Raw genomic sequence first — 25499 nt, forward strand, 5'->3', positions numbered from 1 at the left:
CGGCGGCAGTCACGAGGCCGGGCCGGCGTCGCTGCCATGGAACCACGTGCGCATCCGCCAGCACCTGGAAGCGCATTTTGGGAGCTCACGCCGGTGCCCATGCCCGCCGGTGCCACTGCTTCCGACTATTCCATTGCCGGCCACCAGGGCCGCGTGGGCATCATTGCGGCGTATTCGCGCACCTTCTGCGGCACCTGCAACCGCCTGCGCCTCACGGCCGAAGGCGGCATCAAAACCTGCCTCTACGACCAGGGCGTGCTCGACGTGCGCGCTCTGCTACGCGGCGGCAAAGCCGACGAGGAGATTGTAGCGGCCCTGGCTGCCGCCTTCCGTTTCCGGGCCGCCAACGGCTTCGAGGCGGAGCAGAAGCGGCCGCTGCACCAGCTCAGTTTCGAGAGCATGGCCACGATTGGCGGATAGCGAAGTGGCTTTGCGCTTCGGGGGCATACCTGGCTTGCGTTGGGCTAAACCGCCAGGTATCATGGGTGGCCTGTGCTGCTAGCGTGGGAAAGGAACGTCATGCAGAGCGCAGCGGAGCATATCGCGTGTCGGGAACCTCACCCCGGCCCCTCTCCAAAAGAGAGGGGAGCCACGGCGCAAGGTTTTAGCTCAATTTCAATAAAAAGCCCCGGCTCAAAACTGAGCTGGGGCTTTTTATTTGGTTAACGTTAGGCTCCCCTCTCTTTTGGAGAGGGGCCGGGGGTGAGGCCCCGGGCGGGCGAGCGGTTAGCACACTACAGAACGTTCGGCAGGGCATGACGCTAAGCCGGATAAGCATTTAAAACATGCCGTTTCCGTTCTGGGCCTTCTCCGGCACTTCCTGCAGCACGTCCCAATGCTCCACAATTTTGCCATTGGCATCGAACCGAAAAATATCGATGCCGGCGTAATCGTGGCCGCCGGGCCAGGTTTGGTGGCAGTGCAGCACCACCAGGTCGTTTTCGGCAATGGCCCGGACCACGCGCACGTGCTTGCCAGGATACTCGGCCTGCATTCGCAGAAAATACGTGACGAACCCCAGCTTGCCATCCTTCACGTGGGGGTTGTGCTGGATGTACTCGTCGCCCACGTAGCGCTCCAGCGCCTCAGCCGGCTGGCAGTCGTTGAACATTAGCTCGTAGAAGACAATTGCGTTCTGCTTGTTGCGGTCCGGTTGGGTCATGGTTTCGGGGCGGGAACGTTTGTTGGGAGCGGGCCGCGGCTTTTGCCGAAAAGGCAACTACTGCGCGCTGGCCGGCGTTGGGGGAGCTTGTAATTTGCTAAAAATTAGTGTGAGACGGCCCCTGCCCAGCGCTCGGGACGAGAAGGAATTATGATTTCATTGACTGCTACGGCCCCGCCCATTTCCCGAAAAGCCCACCGGTTGGCGGTGGGCGCTTTGTTTTTTCTCCTGGGTTTGTGCTTTGCCAGTTGGGCCTCGCGCATTCCCAGCATTCAGCAGCGCATGGGGATTTCGGAATCGCAGTGGGCCTGGTGCTGCTGGCGCTGCCCATTGGGCAACTGCTGTCCTTGCCCGTTACCGGGTGGCTGGTGGCCAAGGAGGGCAGCCGCAAGGTGGTATTGTGGGGCGTGGGGCTGTATGCTACGGCCCTGGTGGGCCTGGGCTGGGCAAGCAGCCTCTACCAGCTGCTGCCGTGCTTGGTGCTTTTTGGCGTAGGGGGCAACCTGACCAATATCTCCGTGAATACCCAGGCCGTGGGCGTGGAGCGGCTCTACAAGCACAAGCCCATCATGGCCTCGTTTCACGGGCTCTGGAGCTTGGCGGGGTTTGCGGCTGCGGCGGTGGGCTCGTTTATGATTGGCCACGCCATCACGCCGGGCTGGCATTTCGTGCTCATTGCCCTGTTCATCATGGCCGGCCTGGCGGTGAGCGCCGGCTACACCGTGCGCGAGGATACCGGCGTCGACCCCGACCAGCCCATTTTCGTGAAGCCCGACAAGGAGCCTGCTGGGTTTGGGCGCCATTGCCTTTTGCGCGCTTATCTGCGAAGGGGCCATGTTCGACTGGAGCGGGGTGTATTTCAAAAAGGTAATCCAAGCCGATAAAGACTGGGTGGGAGCGGGCTACACGGCCTTCATGAGCACCATGGCCCTGGGCCGCTTTGGAGCCGACTGGCTGGCGGCACGCCTGGGGGCCAAGCGCGTGATTCAGCTCAGCGGGCTGCTCACGGCCACGGGCCTGCTGATTGCGGTGCTGCTGCCCACGCTGGTCACGGCCATGCTGGGGTTTCTGCTGGTGGGCTTTGGCACGTCGTCGGTAGTGCCGCTGGTGTATAGCGCGGCGGGCCGGTCGAAGCACATGTCGGCAGGCATGGCGCTGGCCTCGGTATCGACCATTGGCTTTCTGGGCTTCTTGCTGGGCCCGCCGGTTATCGGCCTGGTAGCCGGGGCCACGAGCCTGCGCGTGTCGTTTGCGCTGATTGCCTTTATGGGGCTGTGCGTGTCGGCCGTGGCAACGCGGGTGCGGGTGTAGGGCAGTCGTTGCGAGAGTCCGATGAACGTCAGGAAATAGACTGAACGGTCATGCAGAGCGCAGCGAAGCATCTCTACCGCGCAAGTAATCCTAACAATTGAGCTAGTATTGAGGTAAAGATGCTTCGCTGCGCTCTGCATGACCCGGCTACTCAAAGTTCTAACCCAAATCCAAAACCCATCCAACCCACCACATGGAAGAAACCTCATCCGTTACCAAATACACTTGGGAGGACATGCCCAAAGAGCAGCTGTCGGACCAGCTTTCGCGCCGCCTTATCACGGGCAATGACATGATGCTGGCTCACGTGTACCTCAAAAAGGCTGCGTCGTGCCCCTACACCACCACATCAACGAGCAGATAACCTACATTTTGGAAGGCGCTTTGCGTTTCCATATCGGGTCCGAAGACGGGGAGGAAGTCATTGTGCGGGCGGGCGAGGTGCTGCACATTCCGTCTAACGTGCCGCACACGGCCGAGGCGCTGGAAGACACCCTGGACGTAGACATCTTCAGCCCCCGCGCCAGGACTGGTTGGACAAATCCGACGATTACCTGCGCCAGAAGTAGCCTTATGGACCTCGGACTAAAAGGAAAAGTAGCCCTGGTGGCGGCAGCCAGCAAGGGCTTGGGCCGCGCCGTGGCCGAAGAATTGGCCACCGAAGGAGCCTCGCTGGTGCTTTGTGCCCGAGGCGAAGAAGCCCTCCAGGCAACATGCGCCGCCATCACGGCCGCCACGGGCGTGCCCGTGCTGGGCGTGACCGCCGACGTGTCCAACCCTGCCGATGTGGCCCGCGTGGTGCAGGCGGCTATGGAGCGGTTTGGGCGCGTCGACATTCTGGTAACGAACGCCGGCGGCCCGCCCGCCGGCACTTTCGATACGCTGACCCGCGAAATGTGGGAATCGGCCACGCACCTGCTGCTCACCAGCGTGGTGGAACTCACGCGCGCCGTGCTGCCGGGCATGAAGGAGCGCGGCTGGGGCCGCATTCTGAACGTGACGTCCATCGCCGCCAAGCAGCCGGTGGATAACCTGTTGCTTTCGAACAGCCTGCGGGCGGCTGTAACCGGCATGGCCCGCACCCTAGCCAACGAAGTCGCCCCGTTCGGCGTCACAGTCAACAACATCCTGCCCGGCTACACCCGCACCGAGCGGGTGGTGAATCTGGCCGATGCGGTAGCCGCACGCGACGGCATTTCGGCCGCCGATGCCACGGCCCGCTGGGAAGCAGAAATCCCCATGCGGCGGCTGGGCGAGCCCCGCGAATTCGCTGCGCTGGCGGCTTTTCTGTGTTCGGAGCGGGCCAGCTACATCACTGGCAGCTCAATTGCCGTAGACGGCGGCTGGATTCGGTCGTTGCTGTAGTAGCTGGCAGTAGCGAAAGCCACTCAGAAACCGACCATCATGCAGAGCGCAGCGGGCGGAACCACACCCTGACCCCTCTCCAAAAGAGAGGGGGAACCGAATACGCTGCAAGCTTAAAAGCTTACGTTAGGCTCCCCTCTCTTTTGGAGAGGGGCCGGGGTGAGGCTCCTGCGGTAAAGATGCTTCGCTGCGCTCAGCATGACGTTCTGTTTTTAGCGCATATCAGTCGCCTTTCAAACCATAGCCGCCCCGGTTGCTTTAAACTCTCTGGTAATACACTCTCCCGGGTTACCCATCCCACCCACCGCTTTGAACGACAACCGCACCCACCGGCAGAAGATGCTCACGTTCGCTGGCGTTCTGCTGGCCATGTTCCTGGGCTCGCTCGACCAGACCATCGTGTCGACCGCGCTGCCGCGTATCGTGGCCGATTTGCACGGGCTGGAGCGGTTCACCTGGGTCGCCACGGCCTATCTGGTGGCCAGTACGGCGCTGGTGCCTATCTATGGCAAGCTGGCGGATATGTATTCGCGGCGCAAGATTGAGGTGACGGCGGTTCTGGTTTTCCTGACCGGCTCCATGCTGTGCGGGCTGGCCGGCGAGTTTGGGCCGCTGCCGCTGCTCGGCGATGGCATGAACCAGCCTGGTGTTCTTCCGGGCCATTCAGGGCTTTGGCGGGGCAGGGCTGTTTGCCATGGCTTTCATCATCATCGCCGATTTGTTTCCGCCCGCCGAGCGTGGGCGCTACCAGGGGTTTACGGGCGCGGTATTCGGCACCTCCTCGGTGCTGGGGCCGTTTTTGGGCGGCTTCCTTACCGACCACGGCGACAACCTGATTCCGGGCGTGGCGGGCTGGCGGCTGGTGTTCTACGTGAACCTGCCGCTGGGCTTGCTGGCCCTCTGGTTTATCCTGACCCAGATGCCGGCCCTGCGCCCGCGCAGCCAGCCCAAGCCCTTCGACTACCTATCGGCGGCCTTGCTGATGGCTGGATTGATGCCGCTTGTAATGGCCTTGCAGCTCAATAAGGCCGTGTACGGCTGGACCGACCTCCTCACGCTGGGGTTGCTGGCGGTGGCCATGTGCTCGCTGGCGGCTTTTGTATTCCGCAGTCTGCGCCACGAAAACCCCATTCTGGACTTCGGCCTGTTTCGTAACCCCGTTTTTCGCACCGCCAATGGGGCGCTGTTTCTGCTGGGCGGGGCGTTTCTGGGCATCATCATTTTCCAGCCCCTATTTATGGTGAACGTGCTGGGCGTGTCAGCCACCAAAGCCGGCGTGAGCCTCATTCCGCTCTCCATGGGCGTGGTGATGGGGTCGTTGCTGGCGGGCCAGATGGTGTCGCGCTTCGGCCACTACAAGCGCTGGATGCTGGCTGGGCTCGTGGTGCTGCTCGGCGGGCTCACGCTGCTGGCCACCATGCCCGCCGACATTGGCTACTCCCAAATATTGGGCTATTTGCTGCTGTGCGGCATTGGGCTGGGGCCCACCATGCCGCTGTACACGCTGGCCATTCAAAATGCCATCGAGCCCCACTTGATGGGCCAGGCCACTTCGGCCAGCCAGTTCTTTCGCCAGATTGGCGGGGCCATCACGGCATCGGTGCTGGGCACGGTGCTCACGCTCACGCTGGCCCAAAACCTGCCCGCCGCTGGTGCTCCGCCCATGGTGCCGGTGCGGCAAATAGTAACGAGTGAAGGCCCGGCACTGCCCGCGCGGGCGGGTTCGGGGGTGGCCTCACCGGCTTTGCGGGCTGCATTTTCCAAGGCCATTTCGCGGGTGTACTTCGTCAATATTTTCCTGGTAGTTGGCGGGCTGCTGATGACGCTGTTTGTGCCGGAGCTGCCCTTACGCAAGAGCAATGCCTCGATGCCAGCTAGCGAATAGTTCGCAACGTCGGCCATTTCGGAGTCAGCTTTTTTAGGTGCCGCTTTTTCTATCTGATGGACGAACAGCAAATGGCCACAGTAAAATACAAAGACTGGGAGTTGATAGTCGACAAGGAATTGACTGAGGCAACCTATAAAAAAGTGGCTGCTGGCGGGGCGGATGATTGCACTTGCAGCAACTGTAAAAATTATGTCGCTTACCGGGAGCAGGTTTTTCCAGACGAAGTGCTAGAGCTTTTTAGTGAACTAGGAGTAGACTATCGACGAGATGTTGAAATCGTTTCCTATGAAGTTCTGCCTAATGGCAACCATCATATTGGCGGGTGGTTTCATTTCAAAGGACGCATTTTGGCAGGTGATGACTGTCGTCTTCCATTGCCGAGCGGGGGCTATTCATTGAAACTAAAAAGTATCACTGGTAACTTCTCAATTGGTTTTGCAGAAAGCAGTGATTTGACTTGGTTCAAAGACAAAGCAGGATTGGTACAAATTGAATTTGAAACCATTATTCCTTGGGTTATTGATAAGTCCCTTGAAGACAGCAATTAGGTTGTAGCACAGCGATGAGCATTGCTTCTGTCAAGAATCGAATATTCGTTTCAAGAAAAAGCCGTCAAAAGAAGAAGTTCACTGTACAACAGCGCTCTGTTAGGCTCTGCCTACTTCCCCAGCTCAACCCAGCCGCGCTGCACGGCATAGTACACCGCCGTGCCCACCACCAGCCCTACGAGGTAGCCGTACGGCAGTCCGGCGCACAGCAGCCCCACTAGCAGGGCCACCAGCAAATCGGTGCGGCTGCCGCTCACGTCCCGCAGCAGCGCGGCTAAAGTCAGGGCTTCAAACAGCAGCAGCACTCCCAACACGGGCAGCGGAAAAATCTGCACCACCTGCTGAAACCCCTGGCTGAAGAACACGCCCAGCACCAGAAACAGGCCCCCGTACAGCACCACCGAGCCGCCGGTGCGCGCCCCAAAAGCATAGTGCCCCACCATGCCGCCCGAGCCGTGGCACACCGGAAAGCCGCCCAAAAACGGATTCACCAGGTTCATGAGCGAATAAGTGAAGCTGATTTGGCGCACCGTGAGGCCGCGCTCGGGAAAGTAGTCGGCCGCAATCTGGCGGGTGGCCAGCACCGAGTTGCCCAGCGACAGCGGTATCTGGGGCAGCGCCAGCAGCAGGGCTCCCGTAAGAATATCGGCCTGCCCCGGAATGTGCCAGCCTGGGCCAGTGCACGCCAAAGGCCCGTTGGGCCGTGCCCAGGTCCAGCTTGAATACCAACGCATACGCTATGCCCAGGGCGATGACGAGCAGTGCCGCCGGCCAGCGGCGGTTGCCCAGCAAGGCCACAATGATGAGAAACGCCGCGGCAGCCAGCGCGTAGCCCGGCAAGCCATCGGCGGCCACGTACTGCTTCAGGGCCAGCGTGGCCAGCTGCAGAGCCAAGCCAAACTGGATGCCACGCACCACGGGCTTGGGCACCAGCCGCGCCAGCGCATCAATCAGCCCCGTTACCGACAGGAAAAACATGCTGACGCCAATGGCCAGGCCCCCGCCGAAAATGACCCGCCCGGGCAGCTTCTGGGAAATGACCAAGGCCGCAAACGCCTTGAGCGGCTGCACCGGCATCGGCATGCGGTACCACAGGCCGGAGAACACCTGCATCAGCCCAAACAGAATGAGTACGCCCGCACTATCCACGCCCGAAGCGGCAATCACGCCGATGAGCAGCGGCAAATCGGTGCCCAGGTCGCCAAAGGCGCCGGCCAGGCTCGTTGCGGTCGAAGCGAAGCGGCGGGCGCGTAGGGGCGGGGCAGGGTTCGGCTTGGGTCAGGGTCGAGGGTTCCACGGGGCAAAGGTCGGAGAACTTGTTACTCTTCGTCGCGCAATCTATTTCTGGCCTCGGCAACGATGGAAGAGTAATTCTTTAAGAAAGGCTCCGCTAATTGTCTTTCGAGCCTGGCCTTCGAGTAGCCAAAGCATCTTTAGCTCAACTTGGTCCACAAATAATTCGGTGTGGTCCGCTTCATTCGTCCGGGCTAAAAACTCGAACAGAACCAGTGCCTGGTCTTTGGTGAGTTTGATGATAACCTCTTCTTGTTCGGACATAATCAACGTTTGTTCTTTAGCGGGCGGGCCGTTTCGGCGGCTTCCTCAGCTACTTCGCCCAGGTATTCGCCGCTGGTTAGGTTGCGCCGGCGGTGGAAACGAAGGCGCAGGGGCTTTATGCGTTTGCCCAACACGGCCTCGGCCATGTCGTGGTCGAGGGCTCCTTCGTTGTGCGCCAGGAAGATGGTGGCCACGCCGTTGCCGATGAAATTGGTGATGGAGCGTGCCTCCGACATAAACCGGTCCACGCCCAGCAACAGGGCCAGGCCCTCCACCGGAATCACCTTCATGGCCGTGAGCGTGCTGGCCAGCACCACAAAGCCGCTGCCCGCCACCCCGGCCGCGCCCTTGCTGGTCACCATCAGAATGCCCATCATTGTGACGATTTGGCCCGTCGATAAATCAACGTGGAAGACCTGGGCCAGAAACAGCGTGGCCAGCGAAAGGTAAATGGTGGTGCCATCCAGGTTGAAAGAATAGCCCGTGGGCACCACCAGCCCCACCACCGGCTGGGCACAGCCCATGCCCTCCAGCTTTTCCATGAGGCCCGGCAGGCCAGCTTCGGAGGAGGAAGTGCCCAGCACAATCAGCAGCTCGGCCTTGATGTACTTGAGAAACGACCACATGCCGATGCCCGCGTAGCGCAGTATGGCCCCCAAAATCAGGAAAATGAACACCGCCATGGTCAGGTACACGGTTACCATGAGCTTGCCCAACGGCAGCAGCGTGGCAATGCCGTACTTGCCAATGGTGAAGGCCATGCCGCCAAACGCCCCAATGGGCGCCAGCAACATCACAAAGTGCAGTCCCCGAAACACGTACTTCGAAGCGCCCTTCAGAAAGTGAATGATGGGCTTACGGCCGGCAAACTTGCTGAGCGCCACGCCCAGGATTATCGCCACGATGAGCACCTGCAGGGTAAGGTTGTCGGCCAGAAAGTGGCCCCACGAAAACTCACCTGCCCGCTGGGTGAATTCGCTCACTTTGTCGGTGCTGAGATTTCCCACCGGCACGCCAGCCCCGGGCCTCACCACGGCCGCTACCACCACCCCGATGAGCAGCGCCAGCGTCGTCACAATTTCAAAATATAGCAAGGCCTTACCCCCAATGCGGCCCACCTTCTTGAGGTCGCCCATGGTACTGATGCCCAAGGTAATGGTGAGAAAAATGATGGGGTTGATGAACAGCTTGACGACGTCGATAAAGCGCTTGCCCAGAAACTCCATCTTCACGGCGGTGGCCGGCTGCAGGTGTCCCAGCACGGCCCCCGCCACAATGGCCAGCAGCACCCAAAGCGTGAGGTTGCGGGTAAGTTTCTTTAATTTCATTGAGTAGGATAGGTACAGGAATTTACCCACAAGAACGTCATGCCGAGCGCAGCCGAGGCATCTCGCCCGCTTCGTCTGTCATCCTGAGCTTGCGAAGGACCTTATCACGAATGGACGAGTCGTTCAAACGTGATAAGATGCTTCCTTCGTCAGCGTGACAGACGATTGGATTACTACCACACGCGAGATGCCTCGGCTGCGCTCGGCATGACGGTTGGATTAAAACTGACAGGTCCATTCCGTGCTTATACTTCACTAACCATCGCCACGTATTCACCTCTATGGAGCCTGCCATCCTATTGCCCGCCGCCAGCTACGAATTCGCTTCTATCCAAAAGGTAACCGGCGCGGGCCCACCCGTGCCCGCCTCCGACCAGCTCGCGGCCGAAGAGCCGCTGGAAATCCGTGTGGGCTATGAGGTGGATGGCCAGCGCCAGCACCGCACCCTGTCCGTGACCATGCGCACGCCCGGGCACGACGAAGAGCTGGCGGCCGGTTTCCTGCTCACCGAAGGCCTCATTCAGCACAAAGCCGACGTGCTGGGCATCATTCCCTGCCCCGACGTGCAGAAGGCCGAAGAAGCCGGCAATGTCACCCGGGCCGAGCTGGCCGCCCACGTCAAGGTCGATTTCTCGGCGATGGAGCGGCATTTCTACACCAGTTCCAGCTGCGGCGTGTGCGGCAAAACCAGCATCGACGCCGTGCGCACCGCCTCCTGCCCCGTGCTGCCCACCGCTGGCCCATACCTGAGCTACAAAACGGTGCACCAGCCTGCCCGAGCGCCTGCGTGCCGCCCAGGCCGGCTTCGAGCAGACCGGCGGGCAGCACGCCGCCGCGCTGTTTAGCCCAACCGGTGAGCTGCTGCTGCTGCGCGAAGACGTGGGCCGGCACAACGCCCTGGACAAGCTCATCGGGGCCGCGCTGCTGGCCGACTGGCTGCCGCTGCACCAGCACGTGCTGCTGGTGAGCGGCCGCGCCAGCTTCGAGCCTGGTGCAGAAAGCCGCGGCCGCCGGCATCGGGATATTGGCCGCCGTGGGTGCCCCCAGCAGCCTGGCCGTGCAGGCAGCCGAGAGCTTCGGAATGACGGTATTAGGCTTTGTGCGCAATGGGCGCTACAACATCTACAGCGGCGCCTGGCGGCTGGTGGCGGGCGCTGGCGAGCAGGCTGAACAATAGGAAATTATATGCGCCATATTCTATCTTTTGGCGCTTTCCTGCGTACTTTAAGCTTCGGCCAGCCCATTTTGCTTCGCCTCTCTCGCAATGAAACTCCGCTTCGAAGAAAATTCCATTCGCCTCCGCCTCTCCGAAAGCGAAGTAGCGCAGTTTGCCCAGTCCGGGCGCGTATCGGTGGTGGTGCCGCTCGGGCCCACGGAGCATGATAACCTGACCTACGCCCTGGAACGGTCCGAATCGGAGGAATTCCGCATTACGCACGGTGCGGGAGCCATTACCGTGAAAGTGCCGGCCGTGCTGGCCACCAACTGGACCAGTACCGACCAGAATGGGCTCTCCGCCACCCTCATGATGGCAGGCAGCCAGCCGCTCAAGGTGATAGTGGAGAAGGACTTGGACTGCAAGCACTAGCCTCCGCTCCGAGCCAGCCCCCGTTTGCGACGCCGTTCTGGGCTAAGGATTTTCCAGAGTGCAAAGCCAAAGCTCTGCTGCTTCTAAAGCAAAAGCGCAGCGCAGACAGGCAACAGTTTGGAACCTGCGCCGCAACCTGCGCAAGTACTTCCGCGTCTGACATTCGGAATAGGATTTAGCCCGAAATACCGTTCTGTAGAAATACGGCGCTTTTTTCTTAATTTTCGAAGCGAAGACGCTGCGTGGCGGCGAAATGAGCCAGGCTGCTGGCAAGCTGGATGGCCAGCTTCGTTGAAAAAATGCTGGAAAAATTACCCCGGCTCAAGGTGATTCCTGTCCCACAATCGTTTTCAGTTGTGGCTATGACCTCTGAAAACCACAAGTTTGCATTTGTAGCCGAAACAAAATCGTGCGGCTGGCATTAAGGTGTCAGGTTCTGCATCTCCTCATTAACCATTCGTTCTGCTTGTCATGGAAAAATCCCCCGTCGAAGACCCCGCCAAGCTGGCAAAACCGAACAGCAAGGAGCTGAAGACAACGCCCCCAAAAGCGGCGAGCGGCCCGACCAGGGCGAGGCCCCCGCGCCCAACAACTACAGCTCCGACCCCAACCGGACGCACGTGCACGCGCACATTCCAGCCCCCGAAGTGGCGGGCGCCAAGTACCTGAACCCCGTGCTGGCGCAGCCGCCCGAAGCCCTCACCGGCCTCAAGCTGGAAGGCCGCGAGAAGGTAGCCGCCGGCGTTACGGCCGTGCTCAAGTCCATGCAGTTTAGTTGGGCTGAGGGTGGTGTGGGCCGTGGTACCAAAGCCCTGCTGGGCCTCAACCAAAAGAACGGTTTTGACTGCTCCAGCTGCGCCTGGCCCGACCCGGACGAGCACCGCTCGGTGGCCGAGTTTTGCGAGAACGGCGCCAAAGCCACGGCTTCGGATGCCGACGACAAAGCCGCCGGCCCCGAGTTTTTTGCCAAGCACAGCCTGGCCGAGCTCTCGCGCCTGACCGACCGCGACCAGAACAATGCTGGCCGCCTCACGCACCCCATGGTGAAGCGCCCCGGCGACAACCACTACTCGCGCATTGCCTGGCCCGATGCCTTTCAAATCATCGCCGATAACCTGAACGCGCTGGACTCGCCCGACGAGGCCGTGTTCTACACCTCGGGCAAGGTGCCCAATGAGCCGGCTTTCCTGTTCCAGCTGTTTGCCCGCGAGTTTGGCACCAACAACCTGCCCGACTGCTCCAACATGTGCCACGAGAGCAGCGGCTCGGCCCTGAGCCCCACGTTGGGCCTGGGCAAGGGCTCGGTCACGCTCAACGACATCTACGAGGCCGAGGTCATCCTCATCATCGGCCAGAACCCGGGCACCAACCACCCGCGCATGCTCTCGGCCCTGCAAAAGGCCAAGCGCAACGGGGCCAAGATTATCAGCATAAACCCGCTGATTGAGGCCGGCCTCGTCGCGTTCAAAAACCCCCAGGACTTCATGAACCCGCTGCGGGCCCTGGGCGCGCTGATGGGCGACGGCACGCAGCTCACCGATGTGTTCCTGCAAGTGCGCGTAGACGGCGACATGGCCCTGCTGCGCGGCATCATGAAGCACTTGTTCGAAGCCGAGGACCTGAACCCCGGCCAGGTGGTGGACCACGCTTTCATCAAGGAGTTTACCACCGGCTTCGAGTCGTTCGAGCAGAACATTCGCAACACCGGCCTGGGAGGACATCGAGTCCGAAAGCGGCATTTCGCGCGCCCAGCTTCTGGAAGCGGCCAACCTCATCGCCCACAAGCAGAAAATCATCACCTGCTGGGCCATGGGCGTCACGCAGCAGCGCCAGGGCGTGCAGACCATCCAGGAAATTGTGAACCTGCAGCTCATGAAGGGCGCCATCGGCAAGCCGGGGCGGGCACCTGCCCGGTGCGCGGCCACTCCAACGTGCAGGGCGACCGCACCATGGGCATCTGGGAACGGGTGCCCAAGACATTCCGCGATTCGTTGCAAAAGGAATTCGGCTTCACGCCCCGAGCAAAGACGGCTTCGACGTGGTGGAAGCCATCAAGGCCATGCGCCTGGGCCACACCAAGGTATACTTCAGCCTGGGCGGCAACCTGCTGGCCGCCGGCCCCGATACCGAGATGATTGCCGAGGCCATGCGCCGGCAAAAGCTCACCGTCTATGTGGGCACCAAGCTTAACCGTGGCCACCTCGTAACCGGTGAAACCAGCCTGCTGCTGCCCTGCTTCACGCACGTCGATATCGACATGCAGAAGTCTGGCCATCAGATGACCAGCTGCGAGAACTCCATGGGCGTGGTGAGCCAGAACAAGGGCATTTTGGTGCCCTTGGCCGGCGACCAGCTCAGCGAAGTGGCCATCATCTGCGGCATGGCCATTACTACCCTCGGCGATAAAACCAAAACCGACTGGGTGGCCATGACGGAGAATTACGACGTCATCCGCGACCATATTGCGCGCGTCATTCCGGGCTTTGAGGAATTCAACAAGAAGCTGCGTGAGCCCGGCGGGTTCTACCTGCCCAACGGCCCCCGCGAGCGGAAATTCACCACCGAGAACGGCAAGGCCAACTTCAGCACCACCACGCTGGAGAAGCATACCCTGGAGCCCGGCCGCCTGGTGCTGATGACCGTGCGCAGCCACGACCAGTTCAACACCACCATCTACGAGTACAACGACCGGTACCGCGGCATCCACAACGAGCGCCGCGTGCTGTTCATGAACCAGGCCGACATGGACGAGCGCGGCATCAAAGCCAAAGACCTCATCGACATCACCAGCCACTTCCAGGGCGAAGAGCGCCGGGTCGAGAAGTTCGTGGCCGTGCCTTACGACATCCCGAAAGGCAACGTGTCGGCCTATTTCCCGGAAGCTAACCCGCTGGTGCCCATTTCCAGCGTGGCCAAAATCAGCAACACGCCCACGTCGAAGTACGTGGTGGTGACGGTGGTGCCCACGGCCGTGAACAACGACGTGCGCATCAAGGCCCGCGAGAAAATGATGGCGGAGTAGAACCTCACCCCCGGCCCCTCTCCAAAAGAGAGGGGAGCCTGATGTCATGCAATTAAACAGAAAGCCCCGGCTCGATTGAGCTGGGGCTTTTGTTTTCAAAAATTGAGCTAAAGTTTGTGCCGCGGCTCCCTCTCTTATGGAGAGGGGCCGGGGGTGAGGTTCCGCTTTACGCTACCTCGTTCTGCTTCTCCAGGTCGAACATCTCGCCCAGCATGGCCACCAGCTTTTCAGCTTCGTCGCGCTTGCAGGCCGATTTCAGGTGCAGCACGTGCTGCTTCAGAATCTTCTGCATCAGCGAGCGGGTGGCTTCGTCGAGGAGCTTGCTTTCGGCGGGGGTGGCTTTTTCTGGTAGCGGTCCAGCTCTTCCTGGCGCATGGTTTCCAGGCTGGCCTTCATTTTTTGGATGAGGGGCGAAACCATCATTTCCTTGGCCCAATCCTGCAGGCCGGCAATGCTTTCGGCGATGATGGCCCGTACCTGGGGCACGGCCGCCAGGCGGGTTTGCAGCGCGGCCGAAGCCTTGCTCTGGATGGCGTCGATGTTGTAGACCAGCACGCCGGGCACCTGCTCCACGTCGGACGCAATGCTGCGGGGCACGCTCAGGTCCACGAAGAACTTGAAGCTGAGCACGTCGAGGTGCTCCACCAGCTCGCGGGTGAAGAACGGCTCGGCGCGGTTGATAGAGGAGATGATGACGTCGGCCTCCTTCAGCGCGGGCACCAGCTCTTCAAAGTCCACGAGGCGCATGCCGCACTCCTCGGCCAGCTCTTCGGCTTTGGAGCGGGTGCGGTTACAGATGGTGATGTCGCCGAAGGCCTTGCTGGCGGCCAGGTGGCGGCACACATCGGCCCCGATTTCACCCAGCCCAACCACCAGCACGCGGGGGTTGGCTACGTCGGCGGTCAGCTCTTCTACCAGCTCCAGGGCGGCGTAGCTCACCGAGGCGGCGCCGTCGCGGAAGCTGGTTTCGGTCTGCACGCGCTTGTTGGTGAAGAACACGGTGTGCAGCAGGCGGTGCAGGAAGGGGCCGGCCGCGTCGGCATCGGCCGACCACTGGTAGGCCATCTTCACCTGGTTGCTGATTTGCAGGTCGCCCACTACCTGAGCATCAAGGCCCATGGCTACCTCGAACAAGTGCTGCGTGGCGGCGCCGGCGTCGAGCAACAGGTCGAAATACGGGAGGAAGGCGCCGATGTCGGCGCGGTCTTTCAGGTGGCCGAGGGCGAGGATGATTTCGCGGCTGCGGTCGTCTTCGGCCGCGTAGTAGACTTCGGTGCGGTTGCAGGTACTGAGCACGAGCAGGTCGGAAAGGCCCAACTCGTGGTGCAACGTGTGCAGGAAACGGCGACAAGCAACCTCGTCCAGCGAAAGCAGTTCGCGGATGGCGAGCGGGGCTTTCTTGAAGGAGAGGCTAACGGCCTTGAACGGATGCGACATAGACTGAATCGGCACGAAACCGGACTACAAAATTACGGCAGGAATCGGCAAGAATGAAACAGCCAGCCCAAGACTAGGGTTCGGGGCAAAATGTATTTAACAAAGAGCCCCCGCCCGCGGTGCCCGTACCTTTGCCCCATGCTGCCCACTAACCCACCCGTTGCTACTTCCCCCTCACCTCAGGCGCCGTGAGCACGGTTGGCAAAACGCCCGCGACCGCGCCTGCAGCCCCTCAGGCACCAAAAAACGCGCCGGCTACCCCGGGCGTGACCACCCCGCTGGCGTGGGTGCTGCTCATTGTGCTGGCAACTATCTGGGGCACGTCTTTTATTTTGATGAAGAAAGGGCTGGTGGTGTTTTCTGCCATGGAGCTGGGCGCCACCCGCGTGAGCGTGGCGGCGCTGCTGCTGCTGCCGTTTGCCCTGCGCCACGTGGGCACCGTGGAGCGCAGCCGCTTTAAGTGGCTGGCGTTGAGCGGCGTCGTGGGCACGCTGATTCCGGCCTTCCTGTTCGCCTACGCCGAAACCAAGCTGGCCTCGGGGCTGGCGGGCGTGCTCAACGCCCTCACGGTGGTGTTTACGCTGCTGGTGGGCGCCCTGCTGTTTGGGCAGCGCCTCACGGGCCTGCGGGTGCTGGGCATCACGCTGGGGCTGGTGGGCACGGTGGTGATGCTGCTGCTCGGCGGCAGCGGCGGCACCGATACCCCGACGGGTGAGGGCAACGCCTGGTACGGCATCTACATCCTGATTGCCACCATGGGCTACGGACTGAGCGTGAACGTGATAAAGCACCGGCTGGGCGGCATGACGCCGATGGCCGTGACGGCTGTGCTGCTGCTGCTCATCGGCGGACCCGCCCTGGCCTACCTGCTGGTGGGCACGGGCTTTCTGCACAAGCTGGCTACCGTGCCGGGGGCCTGGGCGGCGTTTGGCTACATCGCATTGCTGGCCACCATGAGCACGGCCGTGGCCATGGTGCTGTTCAACCGGCTCATTCAGCAGTCTACGGCGCTGTTTGCCTCGTCTAGTACTTATCTAATTCCCATCGTGGCGCTGGCTTGGGGCGCGCTCGATGGCGAGGCGTTCAACCTGTGGCACCTGCTGGGCATGTTCATTATCCTGGTGGGCGTCCTGATTATCCACCGGGCCAAGTGAGAATTTAAGCGACGACGGGGGAGCTGGGCAAGCGTGGCCAGCTAAAACGGGGCTGCGACTTCCAACTGGCCCTGGCAGCTGGGGCGAAGCGGCGGCAGTAAGAAAGTCAGGGCTCGTAAGTATTTTCGGAGAGCTAACCCGCCCGTGGCTCAACTCGCGGCCAGCCTGCCCGCCCCATGCGCATTACCGACCTGCACCTGCTCACCTCCGACCTGGCCGGGACCGAGGCGTTCTACACCCAGCAGCCTGGAACTGCCGCTCGTGGAGAGTACGCCGGATGGCATCAGCTTCCGGGTGGGGCAGTCCACGCTGCACTTTCGGGCTGCGCCTGCCGCCCAGCAGCCTTTCTACCACATCGCCTTCGCCATTGCGCTGCAGCAGGTCGACGCGGCCCATGCCTGGATGGCCACCCGGGCCGAAATCCTGCCTTACGCTGCCGACGCGCCCATTGCCGACTTTCCCAACTGGCGGGCCCGGGCGTTTTACTTCCACGACAACAACGGCAACATCCTCGAGTGCATCGGCCGGGCAACCGTGCCGGCTAGCCAGGGTGTTTTCTCGGCGGCTTCCCTGCACGGCCTGTGCGAAGTGGGGCTGGCGTTGCCGGACGTGGCGCACGACTGCGAGGAAATCGCCGCCACTTACCAGGTACCTTTCTACGCCCGGGGCCCGCGGCTGGCCGACTTCGCGGCCCTGGGCGACGACGAGGGCCTGTTCATTGCCAGTGCCGTTGGCCGGGGCTGGTTGCCCACGCACCGCCCCGCCGAACGGCACTGGCTTAAGGTCGGCTTTGAGCAACAGCAGCAACCCTTTGAGCTGGAGTTGAGCTAACCCTTGAAAACAGAATTATAAGAAGGCGATGGTAGAGGATGTACCTTTTTGGTAAGCTCCGGCATGGCTTATATTCAGTATTGAAAACCAGCGAAATAGTATCTCAGTAGGCGCCGTTGCTCCGCAGAAATGGCCTGGCGGCGCCCGATTGTAAAAAGGGTATGAATAGGGTAGGATAGCACAAAAAGGTATTTTTGGAGTTAATTCACTCCAAATCTTAGCCATTTCCGTAAGAACCGCGGGCGCTTCTTTTCCAGCAATTTCCAGGCTCCAGCTACCAGCGAAGCGGTTTGTTTATGAGTAATATTCTTCAGCTGAGGGAAAGGGAACAGCGGTTTCAGGCGCTGTTGGTGAATAATCCCGACGTGGTGCTGTTTCAAGGCACGAGCGGAGCTATTCCCGGCGCCAGCCCGCCTTGCGTCAGGATGTTGGAGCGCACCAGGGAGAAAGTTGGCACCCCATTCACTTTGCATTTACGCTGAGGACCGCATGGATATATTATTGATTGACGACGATGCCATCGGTGTGTTTCTGACCGAGCGCCTCCTGAAACGGGAAGACTTTACCGACAGCATCGCCTCGTTCGGCTCGGCCGAAGAGGCCCTGGAGTTTCTGAGTGCTGCCGAGCCGGACGACCTGCCGCAGGTCATCTTTCTGGACCTGAACATGCCCGTGATGGACGGCTGGGAATTTTTGGAAGCCCTCAAACCGCGGGAAGACCTGCTGCTCGGCCGCTGCCACATCTACATCCTCACTTCCTCCCTGACCCATTCCGACGCGGACCGCATTCGGGAATACCCCTGGTTTCCGGCTTGATTCACAAGCCTATTGACAGTGCCCAGATACAGGCCGTGCGCATCCAGGTAGAAGCGGCCGCTGGCTCAGAGTAGGAAGTAGGCTAGGCGGGCCCGGGGCGCCGCGCAGGTGCTACCTCATAGACGTGTTGGGCTGGCCAGCCAGAGGGCCAGCGTTACGCCGGAAGTTTGATGTAAAACGTTGTCCCGACTTTCTCCTGGCTTTCAAACCATATGGTGCCGCCGTGCAGCTGCACCAGCGCCTGAATGATGGACATGCCCAGGCCGGTGGTTTTCTCGCCGCGCAGGCCCGGCCGCCGGGCCTTGGTGAAGCGGTCGAACAGCACGGGCTGGAGCTTTTCGGGAATGCCAATGCCGTCGTCGGCCACGGTTATCAGCACGTGGTCGGGGTGTTGGGCCAGGGTGACGTCGATGTGGCCGCCTTCGCGGGTGAACTTGATGGCGTTCGACAGCAAGTTGTTTATCACCTGCAGAAACTTGTTGTTGTCGATGTCCACGTACACTTCGTCCGGCGTGCTGCTGAAGCTGAAGTCTTTGACCACCAGGCTCTCCGACCGCTGGTAGGTGTCCATCACCTGGCGCAGGCCGGCGGCCAGGTCTACCCGCGATTTCTTGAGCTGAACGGCCGACGACTCGGCAAACTCGCTGTCCACGAAGTCGCGAATCAGGTTCACGCTTTCGCGGCAGGTGTCCTGCATTATCTGCACCATCTTTTCGAGCCTGGGCGTCTTGCAGGCCTTGGGTTTTCTCCCGAAAAACTCGGCCAGCCTGCTGCAGCATGTTGAAGGGACCCGCCAGGTCGTGCGACAGAATTTCCAGCGTGGTGTTCTTCTTGGCCATGAACTTGTCGGCGTTGCGGGTGTATTCCTGCTCCACGGTCACGTCCTGCACCGTGCCGCAGAGCAGCACCTGCCCGTCGCTGGCCACGGCGCGGTGGGCCCGCACGCACAGCCACTGCAGGGGCCTGTTGGGCTGCTGCAGGCGCAGCAGCAGGTCGTCTTGCAGGGCACCCTTGGCCAGCTCCGTGAAGCAGGAGAGGGCGTAGTCCTGGTCTTCAGCCGGCAGGCAGCTCAGTAGCCACTGCAGGTCCTGGTTGACGGTATCGCGCCGGGCCGACGAGAACATCCGCTCGTAGGCATCGTTGACGTACAGCACTTCCTTCGCACTGACACTATAGACGAAAGCGAGTTGGGGATTCCCCTCCAGCAGGTGATGAAATAACTCTAACTGGTCTAACATGGCACATCGGGGAAGAGCGGTACAGACTAGTAGGCTGCTGCCTTGGATTACGTGGTAAGGATACCGGCGGCAGACCGCCCGAAATTGGGCTGAACCCCCACCCCGGAGCCCTAAGGTAAAGCGCAGGGTTTGTTAAAGGAAATACTAGATAACCAGTACAGTACCAAGCCCGGCCCTTGAGCGTAACTACTGCAAGTGTCGGCATCAGGTTGTGGGCCCCGGCCGGGAACTCCGCGGGGTATCTGAGGCTGTTTTGGCCCGCTGTTATTGAGCCAACAGCACGAGCATGGCCGCAGGATTTTGCACCCCAACCGTCGCTTCGCCCAAGCCTGTTATGTGAATTACACGGTGCCCTGCAGGGCGCGCACCCGCGGGTTGAGCTTGGAGTTGGAATACCCGTAGCCGAAGTACACGGCCAGCCCAATGAGCAGCCACACGAAGAACAGCGTCCAGTTGCTGATGCCCAGCTGCGTCATCAGGTACAGGTTGATGAGCAAGCCCAGCACCGGCAGCGTGGAAAGCCGCTTGCGGAACGAGAGCACCGCCAGCGCCACGCAAAACAGCAGGAACACCACCGTGGGAATCTGGTGGGCAAAGCCGCCCACGATGCTGCCGCTTACGGCATCCTTCAGCAGCCAGCCGCGCTGCCCGCTCACGTCCTGCCAGAACTCTTGGTTGTTGGCGCCATTATACCGGTAAATGAGGTAGGCACCGAGGGCCAGAACCAGGGGTACCACCCACTGCCCGTTGATGTATGGCACCCGGAAACGGGCCTCCGAGCGGCCGTAGGGGTCGATGATGAGGATGCCGCCGCACACCAGCGCAAACGCGAACAGCGTGCCGATGCTGGTGAGGTCCACCACCAAATCCATGTTGAGAATCAGCGCCGGCACGGCCACGAAAAAGCCCGTGACGATGGTAGCAAACGAAGGCGTGTGGAAGCGCGGGTGAATGCGGGCAAACACCTTGGGCAGCAGGCCGTCGCGGCTCATGGTGAGCCAGATGCGCGGCTGGCCCAACTGGAACACCAGCAGCACCGAAGCCATGGCAAACACCGCACTCACCGCCACCAGGCCCGAGAGCCGGGGCAGGCCCACTTCGGCAAATACAAACGAGAGCGGGTCGCCCACGCCGAGCTTGGTGTAGGGCACCATGCCCGTGAGCACCATGGTGATGATGACGTACAGCACCGTGCAGATGATGAGGGCGTACATCATGGCCTTGGGCAGGTCGCGCTGGGGGTTTTTGCACTCCTCGGCGGTAGTCGAGATGGCGTCGAAGCCGATGTAGGCGAAGAACACGGCCGACACGCCCTTGAGCACGCCGCCCACGCCGTTGGGGGCGAAGGGGCTCCAGTTGGCGGGCTGCACGTAGAACGCGCCCACGGCAATCACCACGGCCACGATGATTAATTTCAACAGCACCAGGATGTTGGAAGCGGTTTTGCTTTCCTTGATGCCCACGTACACCAGCGCCGTGATTAGCACCGTGATGGTGAAGGCGGGCAGGTCGACCACGAAATGCCAGTTGCCGAACAGGGTGGGGGCGCTGTTCCAGATTTTGTAGCCCTCCATCTGGGCCGGCGTGGCCTGGCTGAGCGGCAGGTTGGCCTGCATCAGGGCCATCACGGCGTTGTAGCCCTGGTAGGCGCTTTGGGTGCCGGTGCTCAGGTAGGCCGGAATGTGCAGCCCAATGCCGTCGAGCAGGCCGGTGAAGTAGTCGGACCAGGAAATGGCCACCACGATGTTGCCCACCGCATATTCCATGATGAGGGCCCAGCCGATAATCCAGGCCGCGAGCTCGCCAAACGAGGCATACGCATACGTGTAGGCCGAGCCGCTCACCGGAATGGTGGCCGCAAACTGCGCGTAGCACAGCGCCGAAAACGCGCAGGCCACGGCCGTGAACACAAACAGCAGCGACACGGCGGGGCCGCCGTCGAGGCTGGCTTTGCCGATGGTGCTGAAGATGCCAGCCCCGATGATGGCCGCAATGCCGAGCGCCGTGAGGTCGCGCACGGTGAGGTGGCGCTCGAGGCCGCCGGGCGCGTGGCCCTCGGCGTCGGCAGGTGGGTTTTGGAGGATGGCCGCAATGGTTTTGCGGCGGAACAGGGACTTTTCAGAACGCATGAAAGGTGGGCAGAACGAGTTTGAAGGGCAAAAGATAAAGCATAATGCCGGGGGCGTGTGTAATCCGGCCCCCGCGGGCATCGGCTAAACAGCTGCTTTCGCAGTGAATCAAGCCTATGCATCCGGCTGTTACCCTCAGTATTCCGCAGCCCTGCCACCAAAGCTGGGCCGTGATGACGCCCACCGCGAGCGGCCGCCACTGTGCCGCCTGCCAAAAAATCGTGGTGGACTTCACGTTGAAAACCGACGCCGAAATTCTGGCCTACCTGGCCGGAGCCGCGAACGGCCGCCCCGGCGGGCGCTTCGCGGCGGGGCAGCTGGAGCGGCCGTTGCAGCGCGCCGCCCCGGCTGCCCCAACGCGCTGGCGGGCAATGCCCTTCCGGCCCAGCTAAAAACCGGTTCCAAGCCAAACCTTTCGCCCCGCAATCTCCTTGTGGCAGGGTATGAAGTTCCTGCGTTTCTCTTTGCTGCTCGTGCTGGCTTCGGCCTGCTCCATCCTCAAGCCTACCACCAAACACGACCTTTTCCCCGGCCAGGCCCAGCTGCCGCTGGAAGAAGCGCCGCACGTCAAAAACTCGCTGGAGTGGTGGTACTTCACGGGCCACCTAAAGGACGTGGCCACCGGCGAAGATTTTGGGGTGGAGTACGTCTTCTTCCATTTCAGCCCCGATGGCAAGAAGGATTACCAGATGGTGAACTTCGCCCTCACCGACCCGCAGACGCAGCAGTTCCGCTACGACTACCAGCTCAACAAGCTGGCCGTGCCACTGGCCGCGGTACTGCCCATCAACCTGATAGAAAATAAGCTGGCTCAAGCCTGGGCCCTCACCGGCCAGGAAGGCCGCTACCAGCCTGCAGGCCCGCATGGCCACCCACACGGGCCACGCCATCAGCCTGAAGACCACGCCGGCCAAGGCGGCGCTGATGCACGGCGGCACCGGCTACGAGCAGTATGGCCCCGTAGCTCAGGCCGGGTACTACAGCTATCCGCGGCTCACTACCACCGGCACCATTGAAGTGGATGGGAAAATCCACCAGGTGGCCGGCGAGCCTGTGGTATGACCGGCAGTGGAACTGTGGCGGCGTCAACAAGAAAAACGTGGCCTGGGACTGGCTCAGCATCCAGCTCGACCAGCCCAAGGAGGAGTTGATGCTCTACGCCGTGCACGACAACAAAACCGGCCAGCACATCGGCGGCGGCTCGCACTTCGGGACCGAAGGCGAAAACCTGCACCTCAACGAAGCCGACTTCAAGCTAGAGCCCCTCACGTACTGGACCAGCCCCAAATCCAAAAAGAAATACCCCGCCACCTGGCACATCACCGTGCCCAGCAAAGGCTACGACCTGACCGTGACGCCGCTCGTGCCCCACCAGGAACTCAGCCTGCGCCTCTTCAAAGTTCTGAACCTGCACTACTGGGAAGGCATGTGCCGAGTAACCGGCACGCAGCACGGCAAGCCCGTGACGGGCAACGCCTACGTGGAAATCACCAATCGATAACGTAGCGTGGACTCTGCGAGTCCGCGTGTGCTGGGGGTTCGAATGGCGCGGTTCCGGTGCGGCCTCGCAGAGTCCACGCTACTGGTTCAGCACCAGCCGGAAGGTGGTGCCGCGGCCCACTTCGCTCCATTTCACGAAGAGCTTGCCTTCGTGGTAGTTCTCGATGATGCGCTTGGCCAGGGCCAGGCCGAGGCCCCAGCCTCGTTTTTTGGTGGTGAAGCCGGGCATGAACACGCTTTCGAGCTTGTTTTTGGGGATGCCCTTGCCCGTGTCGGTGATGTCGATGGCGACCTGGCGGGGCGGGGTGCCCCGGCGGTACCAGGCGGTGCGGGTGCGCACGCGCCGCAGGTGCAGCGTGATGGAGCCGCGGCCGTCCATGGCGTCCACCGCGTTTTTGCAGATGTTTTCGATGACCCAGTCGAACAGCGGCACGTTGATGCGGGCGGGCGTGTCGAGCGGCAGGTCGGATTCTATCTTGAACACCACCTTCTTTGATACCCGGCTTTGGAGGTATTCGATGGCATTGCGGGTGGTGTGGTACAGGTTTTCGTCCTTAAGCACCGGCACCGAGCCGATGTTGCTGAACCGCTCGGTGATGATTTCCAGGCGCCGGATGTCCTTGCCCAATTCCTCGACTATGGGCTCGTTTTTGAAGCGTTCGGAGTCGCGCAGGTAGTTCTGCCAGCCCACCAGGCTGCTCAGCGGCGTGCCCAGGCTGGTGGGCCGTTTCCTTGGCCAGGCCCACCCACACGCGGTTTTGCTCGGCCCGGCGCGACGAGCTGAACGCGAAGTAGGCGATGATGCCCAGGCAGCCAATCACCACGAGCTGTACCAGCGGATAGGTGCGCAGCTGCTGGAGCAGTTGGGAGTCGCGGTAGTAGATGTAGTTAACCTGCCCCGCCCCAAACTTCACCACAATGGGCTGGTGCTGCTGCTTCATCAGCAGCAGTTCGCTGTTGAGCATCGTGACTGAATCGGCGGCCGAAAGGCGGGCCGGCATGTTGATGTTCTTGGCGCCGATGATGTTCTCGCCGTCGCTGAGAATTACCGGAATAGTGGCATTCGCGTCGATTATCTCATTGAACACGAACAAGGTGTTCGAGTCCGATTCGGAGTTGATGATGAACTCCTGGGCTTTGGCGTAGAGCTGAATCTGCTGCTGCTCCCGCTCCGATACGCGCTGCACCAGCCGGTTGGTGTAGATAACGGTGGCCGCCCCGATGAGCAGGGCCAGCACCGCAATCAGGATTTTGAGGCGGGACTTTTGGTCGTAAATCGGAAGAATCATTAAGCAGGAAAAGGACGCTGCTAAAGGCGCGTCAGCCTATACAACGTCAAAAATAAAAAACGTCATGCTGAGCGCAGCTGAAGCATCTCGCGTGTGGTAGTAAACCAATCGTAAGGATTAGTGACTGCACGCGAGATGCTTCGGCAAGCTCAGCATGACGTTATGGTACAAACAAAACTAGCCCACCAGCACGGCGTCGCTGGCGGCAATCTCCTGCAGAATGCCATACACGACGTCCGGGGTTTCGGCATTTACCAAGCTGGTGCGCCAGGCTTTGGCGCCTTCCAGGCCGCGGAAGTAGTGCGCGTAGTGGCGGCGCATCTCGAAGATGCCCACTTTCGGGCCTTTCCACTCCACGCTTTTGTCGAAGTGCATCTGGCACATGGCCACCCGCTCTTCTAGCGTGGGCGGCGCCAATAGCTGGCCGGTGGCCACGTAGTGCTTGATTTCGCGGAAAATCCAGGGGTAGCCGATGCTGGCCCGGCCCACCATCACGCCGTCCACGCCGTAGCGGTTTTTGTATTCGAGAGCTTTTTCGGGCGAGGTAATGTCGCCGTTGCCGAAGATGGGAATGTGAATGCGCGGGTTGTCCTTGATTTTGGCGATGAGGCGCCAGTCGGCCTCGCCCTTGTAGAGCTGCACGCGGGTACGGCCGTGCACGGTGAGGGCCGCGATGCCAATGTCCTGCAGGCGCTCGGCCACTTCTTCCACGTTTTTGGTGCCGTCGTCCCAGCCCAGGCGGGTTTTCACGGTCACGGGCAAGTGCGTGTTCCGGATAACGGCGGCCGTCATGTCCACCATCTTGGGAATGTCGCGCAGCAGGGCCGCGCCGGCGCCGCGGCAGGCCACCTGCTTCACCGGGCAGCCGTAGTTGATGTCAATCAAATCGGGCCCTACTTCGGTGCTGATGGCCGCGCATTCGCCCATGGTTTCCACGTCGGACCCAAAGAGCTGGATGCCGATGGGCCGCTCGTAGTCGAAGATGTCGAGCTTCTTGCGGCTCTTGGCTGCCGCCCGAATCAGGCCTTCCGAGGAAATGAATTCGGTGTACATCAAATCGGCCCCGTTGGCCTTGCACACGGCGCGGAAGGGCGGGTCGCTCACGTCTTCCATGGGAGCGAGCAGGAGCGGGAAGTCAGGGAGCTGGATGTTGCCTATTTTAACCACGGAATATCTATTTTATTTCAGAACGTCATGCTGAGCTTGCCGAAGCATCTCGACCACGTAACTAGCTCAACGAATGGATTAGTATTGTGGTCAAGATGCTTCGGCAGGCTCAGCATGACGTTCTTGTTTGCTTGTTTTAAACAAGCCTAAAGTTAAAAACTGCGGTAAA

At 61.1% G+C, this 25499-nt stretch carries 28 protein-coding genes and 5 pseudogenes; 22 read left to right on the forward strand and 11 right to left on the reverse strand.

From position 1 onward, the window contains the following. The first annotated feature begins 36 nt into the window (after nucleotides 1-36). Entirely contained in the window at nucleotides 37-420 is a 384-nt protein-coding gene (locus ACFQT0_RS07260; protein WP_380201609.1) for a hypothetical protein, read from the forward strand. Between the two features lie 358 nt (nucleotides 421-778). Here ACFQT0_RS07260 and ACFQT0_RS07265 read toward each other — a convergent pair whose 3' ends face one another. Beyond that, the gene (locus tag ACFQT0_RS07265; protein ID WP_380201611.1) at nucleotides 779-1162 is read right to left on the reverse strand and encodes a nuclear transport factor 2 family protein; all 384 of its coding nucleotides are present in this window, start codon (nucleotides 1160-1162) and stop codon (nucleotides 779-781) included. Between the two features lie 302 nt (nucleotides 1163-1464). On the opposite strand from ACFQT0_RS07265, the gene ACFQT0_RS07270 reads away from it, so the two are divergent. From ACFQT0_RS07270 to ACFQT0_RS07300, 7 genes and pseudogenes are all read left to right on the forward strand, one after another. Continuing rightward, a complete protein-coding gene (locus ACFQT0_RS07270; protein WP_380201613.1) occupies nucleotides 1465-2046 on the forward strand; it encodes an MFS transporter in 582 nt (193 codons plus the stop codon). After that, entirely contained in the window at nucleotides 1997-2473 is a 477-nt protein-coding gene (locus ACFQT0_RS07275) for an MFS transporter (protein WP_380201615.1), read from the forward strand. The genes ACFQT0_RS07270 and ACFQT0_RS07275 overlap by 50 nt, the downstream gene beginning before the upstream one ends. Nucleotides 2474-2666: 193 nt before the next feature. Continuing rightward, nucleotides 2667-2837, forward strand: a complete 171-nt coding sequence (locus ACFQT0_RS07280; protein ID WP_380201617.1) for a hypothetical protein — start codon at nucleotides 2667-2669, stop codon at nucleotides 2835-2837. Next, on the forward strand, nucleotides 2804-3838 hold the full coding sequence (locus ACFQT0_RS07285) for an SDR family oxidoreductase (RefSeq protein WP_380201620.1): 1035 nt from the start codon (nucleotides 2804-2806) through the stop codon (nucleotides 3836-3838). Before ACFQT0_RS07280 ends, ACFQT0_RS07285 begins: the two co-directional genes overlap by 34 nt. A 369-nt stretch (nucleotides 3839-4207) precedes the next feature. Further along, nucleotides 4208-4375, forward strand: a pseudogene (locus ACFQT0_RS07290) (MDR family MFS transporter); the annotation flags it as partial. 109 nt (nucleotides 4376-4484) lie between these two features. Next, nucleotides 4485-5723, forward strand: coding sequence for an MFS transporter (locus ACFQT0_RS07295; protein WP_380201622.1), 1239 nt, complete (start codon nucleotides 4485-4487; stop codon nucleotides 5721-5723). Nucleotides 5724-5779: 56 nt separating this feature from the next. Beyond that, nucleotides 5780-6274 carry a hypothetical protein gene (locus ACFQT0_RS07300; protein WP_380201624.1) on the forward strand — a complete coding sequence of 165 codons (495 nt, stop codon included), beginning with the start codon at nucleotides 5780-5782 and terminating at the stop codon, nucleotides 6272-6274. A gap of 110 nt (nucleotides 6275-6384) precedes the next feature. Here the strand turns inward: ACFQT0_RS07300 and ACFQT0_RS07305 are convergent, their stop codons facing one another. The 4 genes and pseudogenes from ACFQT0_RS07305 to ACFQT0_RS07320 form a co-directional block, all read right to left on the reverse strand. Then, nucleotides 6385-6963: a putative sulfate/molybdate transporter gene (locus ACFQT0_RS07305; protein ID WP_380201626.1), complete on the reverse strand. Its 579-nt coding sequence runs from the start codon at nucleotides 6961-6963 to the stop codon at nucleotides 6385-6387. Between the two features lie 250 nt (nucleotides 6964-7213). Beyond that, a pseudogene (locus ACFQT0_RS07310) lies at nucleotides 7214-7441 on the reverse strand (putative sulfate/molybdate transporter); the annotation flags it as partial. A 171-nt stretch (nucleotides 7442-7612) separates the two neighbouring features. Continuing rightward, nucleotides 7613-7831 (reverse strand): hypothetical protein, encoded by a 219-nt coding sequence (locus ACFQT0_RS07315; RefSeq protein WP_380201628.1) that lies wholly within the window; start codon nucleotides 7829-7831, stop codon nucleotides 7613-7615. A 2-nt stretch (nucleotides 7832-7833) separates the two neighbouring features. Then, nucleotides 7834-9159 carry a cation:dicarboxylate symporter family transporter gene (locus ACFQT0_RS07320; protein ID WP_380201630.1) on the reverse strand — a complete coding sequence of 442 codons (1326 nt, stop codon included), beginning with the start codon at nucleotides 9157-9159 and terminating at the stop codon, nucleotides 7834-7836. Between the two features lie 281 nt (nucleotides 9160-9440). Between ACFQT0_RS07320 and ACFQT0_RS07325 the strand changes: the two genes are divergently transcribed. The 6 genes and pseudogenes from ACFQT0_RS07325 (at nucleotide 9441) to ACFQT0_RS07350 (ending at nucleotide 13769) form a co-directional block, all read left to right on the forward strand. Then, a complete protein-coding gene (locus ACFQT0_RS07325) occupies nucleotides 9441-10004 on the forward strand; it encodes a formate dehydrogenase accessory sulfurtransferase FdhD (protein ID WP_380201632.1) in 564 nt (187 codons plus the stop codon). Further along, a pseudogene (locus ACFQT0_RS07330) lies at nucleotides 9943-10080 on the forward strand (formate dehydrogenase accessory sulfurtransferase FdhD); the annotation flags it as partial. The gene ACFQT0_RS07325 and the pseudogene ACFQT0_RS07330, both read left to right, overlap by 62 nt. Before the next feature lie 112 nt (nucleotides 10081-10192). After that, complete coding sequence (locus tag ACFQT0_RS07335; protein WP_380205939.1) at nucleotides 10193-10336, forward strand: formate dehydrogenase accessory sulfurtransferase FdhD; 144 nt, start codon at nucleotides 10193-10195, stop codon at nucleotides 10334-10336. An 87-nt stretch (nucleotides 10337-10423) separates the two neighbouring features. Next, the gene (locus ACFQT0_RS07340) at nucleotides 10424-10747 is read left to right on the forward strand and encodes a DUF7009 family protein (RefSeq protein ID WP_380201634.1); all 324 of its coding nucleotides are present in this window, start codon (nucleotides 10424-10426) and stop codon (nucleotides 10745-10747) included. 620 nt (nucleotides 10748-11367) lie between these two features. Next, entirely contained in the window at nucleotides 11368-12882 is a 1515-nt protein-coding gene (locus ACFQT0_RS07345; RefSeq protein WP_380201636.1) for a molybdopterin-dependent oxidoreductase, read from the forward strand. After that, nucleotides 12789-13769, forward strand: coding sequence for a molybdopterin dinucleotide binding domain-containing protein (locus ACFQT0_RS07350; RefSeq protein ID WP_380201638.1), 981 nt, complete (start codon nucleotides 12789-12791; stop codon nucleotides 13767-13769). The genes ACFQT0_RS07345 and ACFQT0_RS07350 overlap by 94 nt, the downstream gene beginning before the upstream one ends. 166 nt (nucleotides 13770-13935) lie before the next feature. On the opposite strand, the pseudogene hemA reads toward ACFQT0_RS07350, so the two are convergent. After that, nucleotides 13936-15206 (reverse strand): annotated as a pseudogene (gene hemA / locus ACFQT0_RS07355) (glutamyl-tRNA reductase). A gap of 188 nt (nucleotides 15207-15394) precedes the next feature. Between hemA and ACFQT0_RS07360 the strand changes: the two are divergent. From ACFQT0_RS07360 to ACFQT0_RS07370, 3 genes are all read left to right on the forward strand, one after another. Then, nucleotides 15395-16360, forward strand: coding sequence for a DMT family transporter (locus tag ACFQT0_RS07360; protein ID WP_380201640.1), 966 nt, complete (start codon nucleotides 15395-15397; stop codon nucleotides 16358-16360). Nucleotides 16361-16621: 261 nt separating this feature from the next. Then, nucleotides 16622-17191, forward strand: coding sequence for a hypothetical protein (locus ACFQT0_RS07365; protein ID WP_380201642.1), 570 nt, complete (start codon nucleotides 16622-16624; stop codon nucleotides 17189-17191). Between the two features lie 489 nt (nucleotides 17192-17680). Continuing rightward, on the forward strand, nucleotides 17681-18007 hold the full coding sequence (locus ACFQT0_RS07370) for a response regulator (protein ID WP_380201644.1): 327 nt from the start codon (nucleotides 17681-17683) through the stop codon (nucleotides 18005-18007). A 154-nt stretch (nucleotides 18008-18161) separates the two neighbouring features. Here the strand turns inward: ACFQT0_RS07370 and ACFQT0_RS07375 are convergent, their stop codons facing one another. Continuing rightward, nucleotides 18162-18716, reverse strand: coding sequence for a sensor histidine kinase (locus tag ACFQT0_RS07375; RefSeq protein WP_380201646.1), 555 nt, complete (start codon nucleotides 18714-18716; stop codon nucleotides 18162-18164). Here ACFQT0_RS07375 and ACFQT0_RS07380 point away from each other — a divergent pair. Further along, nucleotides 18694-19083: a hypothetical protein gene (locus ACFQT0_RS07380; protein ID WP_380201648.1), complete on the forward strand. Its 390-nt coding sequence runs from the start codon at nucleotides 18694-18696 to the stop codon at nucleotides 19081-19083. The genes ACFQT0_RS07375 and ACFQT0_RS07380 overlap by 23 nt on opposite strands. A gap of 503 nt (nucleotides 19084-19586) precedes the next feature. Here ACFQT0_RS07380 and ACFQT0_RS07385 read toward each other — a convergent pair. After that, nucleotides 19587-21374 (reverse strand): amino acid permease, encoded by a 1788-nt coding sequence (locus tag ACFQT0_RS07385; protein ID WP_380201650.1) that lies wholly within the window; start codon nucleotides 21372-21374, stop codon nucleotides 19587-19589. Between the two features lie 116 nt (nucleotides 21375-21490). Here ACFQT0_RS07385 and ACFQT0_RS07390 point away from each other — a divergent pair, with 116 nt between their 5' ends. The 4 genes and pseudogenes from ACFQT0_RS07390 to ACFQT0_RS07405 all read left to right on the forward strand — a co-directional run bounded on the left by ACFQT0_RS07390 (nucleotide 21491) and on the right by ACFQT0_RS07405 (nucleotide 22875). Beyond that, nucleotides 21491-21766 (forward strand): hypothetical protein, encoded by a 276-nt coding sequence (locus ACFQT0_RS07390; RefSeq protein ID WP_380201652.1) that lies wholly within the window; start codon nucleotides 21491-21493, stop codon nucleotides 21764-21766. 51 nt (nucleotides 21767-21817) lie between these two features. Beyond that, nucleotides 21818-22144 (forward strand): annotated as a pseudogene (locus ACFQT0_RS07395) (lipocalin-like domain-containing protein); the annotation flags it as partial. A gap of 94 nt (nucleotides 22145-22238) precedes the next feature. Next, complete coding sequence (locus tag ACFQT0_RS07400) at nucleotides 22239-22436, forward strand: lipocalin-like domain-containing protein (protein WP_380201654.1); 198 nt, start codon at nucleotides 22239-22241, stop codon at nucleotides 22434-22436. After that, on the forward strand, nucleotides 22396-22875 hold the full coding sequence (locus ACFQT0_RS07405) for a lipocalin family protein (RefSeq protein WP_380201656.1): 480 nt from the start codon (nucleotides 22396-22398) through the stop codon (nucleotides 22873-22875). The genes ACFQT0_RS07400 and ACFQT0_RS07405 overlap by 41 nt, the downstream gene beginning before the upstream one ends. Nucleotides 22876-22953: 78 nt before the next feature. On the opposite strand, the gene ACFQT0_RS07410 is transcribed toward ACFQT0_RS07405, so the two are convergent. The 3 genes from ACFQT0_RS07410 to dusB all read right to left on the reverse strand — a co-directional run bounded on the left by ACFQT0_RS07410 (nucleotide 22954) and on the right by dusB (nucleotide 25330). Next, nucleotides 22954-23502, reverse strand: coding sequence for an ATP-binding protein (locus ACFQT0_RS07410; protein WP_380201658.1), 549 nt, complete (start codon nucleotides 23500-23502; stop codon nucleotides 22954-22956). Further along, entirely contained in the window at nucleotides 23429-24163 is a 735-nt protein-coding gene (locus ACFQT0_RS07415) for a hypothetical protein (protein ID WP_380201660.1), read from the reverse strand. Before ACFQT0_RS07415 ends, ACFQT0_RS07410 begins: the two co-directional genes overlap by 74 nt. A gap of 177 nt (nucleotides 24164-24340) precedes the next feature. Beyond that, the gene (dusB, locus tag ACFQT0_RS07420; protein WP_380201662.1) at nucleotides 24341-25330 is read right to left on the reverse strand and encodes a tRNA dihydrouridine synthase DusB; all 990 of its coding nucleotides are present in this window, start codon (nucleotides 25328-25330) and stop codon (nucleotides 24341-24343) included. Nucleotides 25331-25499 lie beyond the last annotated feature (169 nt).

Source organism: Hymenobacter humi (assembly GCF_042665855.1).
Classification (GTDB): Bacteria; Bacteroidota; Bacteroidia; order Cytophagales; family Hymenobacteraceae; genus Hymenobacter; species Hymenobacter humi.

Coding starts and splice junctions, on each gene's coding strand:
- ACFQT0_RS07405 (WP_380201656.1), top strand. CDS start 22,396: ATGGGAAAATCCACCAGGTGGCCGGCGAGCCTGTGGTATGACCGGCAG.
- ACFQT0_RS07370 (WP_380201644.1), top strand. CDS start 17,681: ATGGATATATTATTGATTGACGACGATGCCATCGGTGTGTTTCTGACC.
- ACFQT0_RS07260 (WP_380201609.1), top strand. CDS start 37: ATGGAACCACGTGCGCATCCGCCAGCACCTGGAAGCGCATTTTGGGAG.
- ACFQT0_RS07340 (WP_380201634.1), top strand. CDS start 10,424: ATGAAACTCCGCTTCGAAGAAAATTCCATTCGCCTCCGCCTCTCCGAA.
- ACFQT0_RS07275 (WP_380201615.1), top strand. CDS start 1,997: ATGTTCGACTGGAGCGGGGTGTATTTCAAAAAGGTAATCCAAGCCGAT.
- ACFQT0_RS07320 (WP_380201630.1), bottom strand. CDS start 9,159: ATGAAATTAAAGAAACTTACCCGCAACCTCACGCTTTGGGTGCTGCTG.
- ACFQT0_RS07280 (WP_380201617.1), top strand. CDS start 2,667: ATGGAAGAAACCTCATCCGTTACCAAATACACTTGGGAGGACATGCCC.
- ACFQT0_RS07315 (WP_380201628.1), bottom strand. CDS start 7,831: ATGTCCGAACAAGAAGAGGTTATCATCAAACTCACCAAAGACCAGGCA.
- ACFQT0_RS07300 (WP_380201624.1), top strand. CDS start 5,780: ATGGACGAACAGCAAATGGCCACAGTAAAATACAAAGACTGGGAGTTG.
- ACFQT0_RS07390 (WP_380201652.1), top strand. CDS start 21,491: ATGCATCCGGCTGTTACCCTCAGTATTCCGCAGCCCTGCCACCAAAGC.
- ACFQT0_RS07265 (WP_380201611.1), bottom strand. CDS start 1,162: ATGACCCAACCGGACCGCAACAAGCAGAACGCAATTGTCTTCTACGAG.
- ACFQT0_RS07385 (WP_380201650.1), bottom strand. CDS start 21,374: ATGCGTTCTGAAAAGTCCCTGTTCCGCCGCAAAACCATTGCGGCCATC.
- ACFQT0_RS07415 (WP_380201660.1), bottom strand. CDS start 24,163: ATGATTCTTCCGATTTACGACCAAAAGTCCCGCCTCAAAATCCTGATT.
- ACFQT0_RS07325 (WP_380201632.1), top strand. CDS start 9,441: ATGGAGCCTGCCATCCTATTGCCCGCCGCCAGCTACGAATTCGCTTCT.
- ACFQT0_RS07375 (WP_380201646.1), bottom strand. CDS start 18,716: ATGGTGCAGATAATGCAGGACACCTGCCGCGAAAGCGTGAACCTGATT.
- ACFQT0_RS07400 (WP_380201654.1), top strand. CDS start 22,239: ATGGCCACCCACACGGGCCACGCCATCAGCCTGAAGACCACGCCGGCC.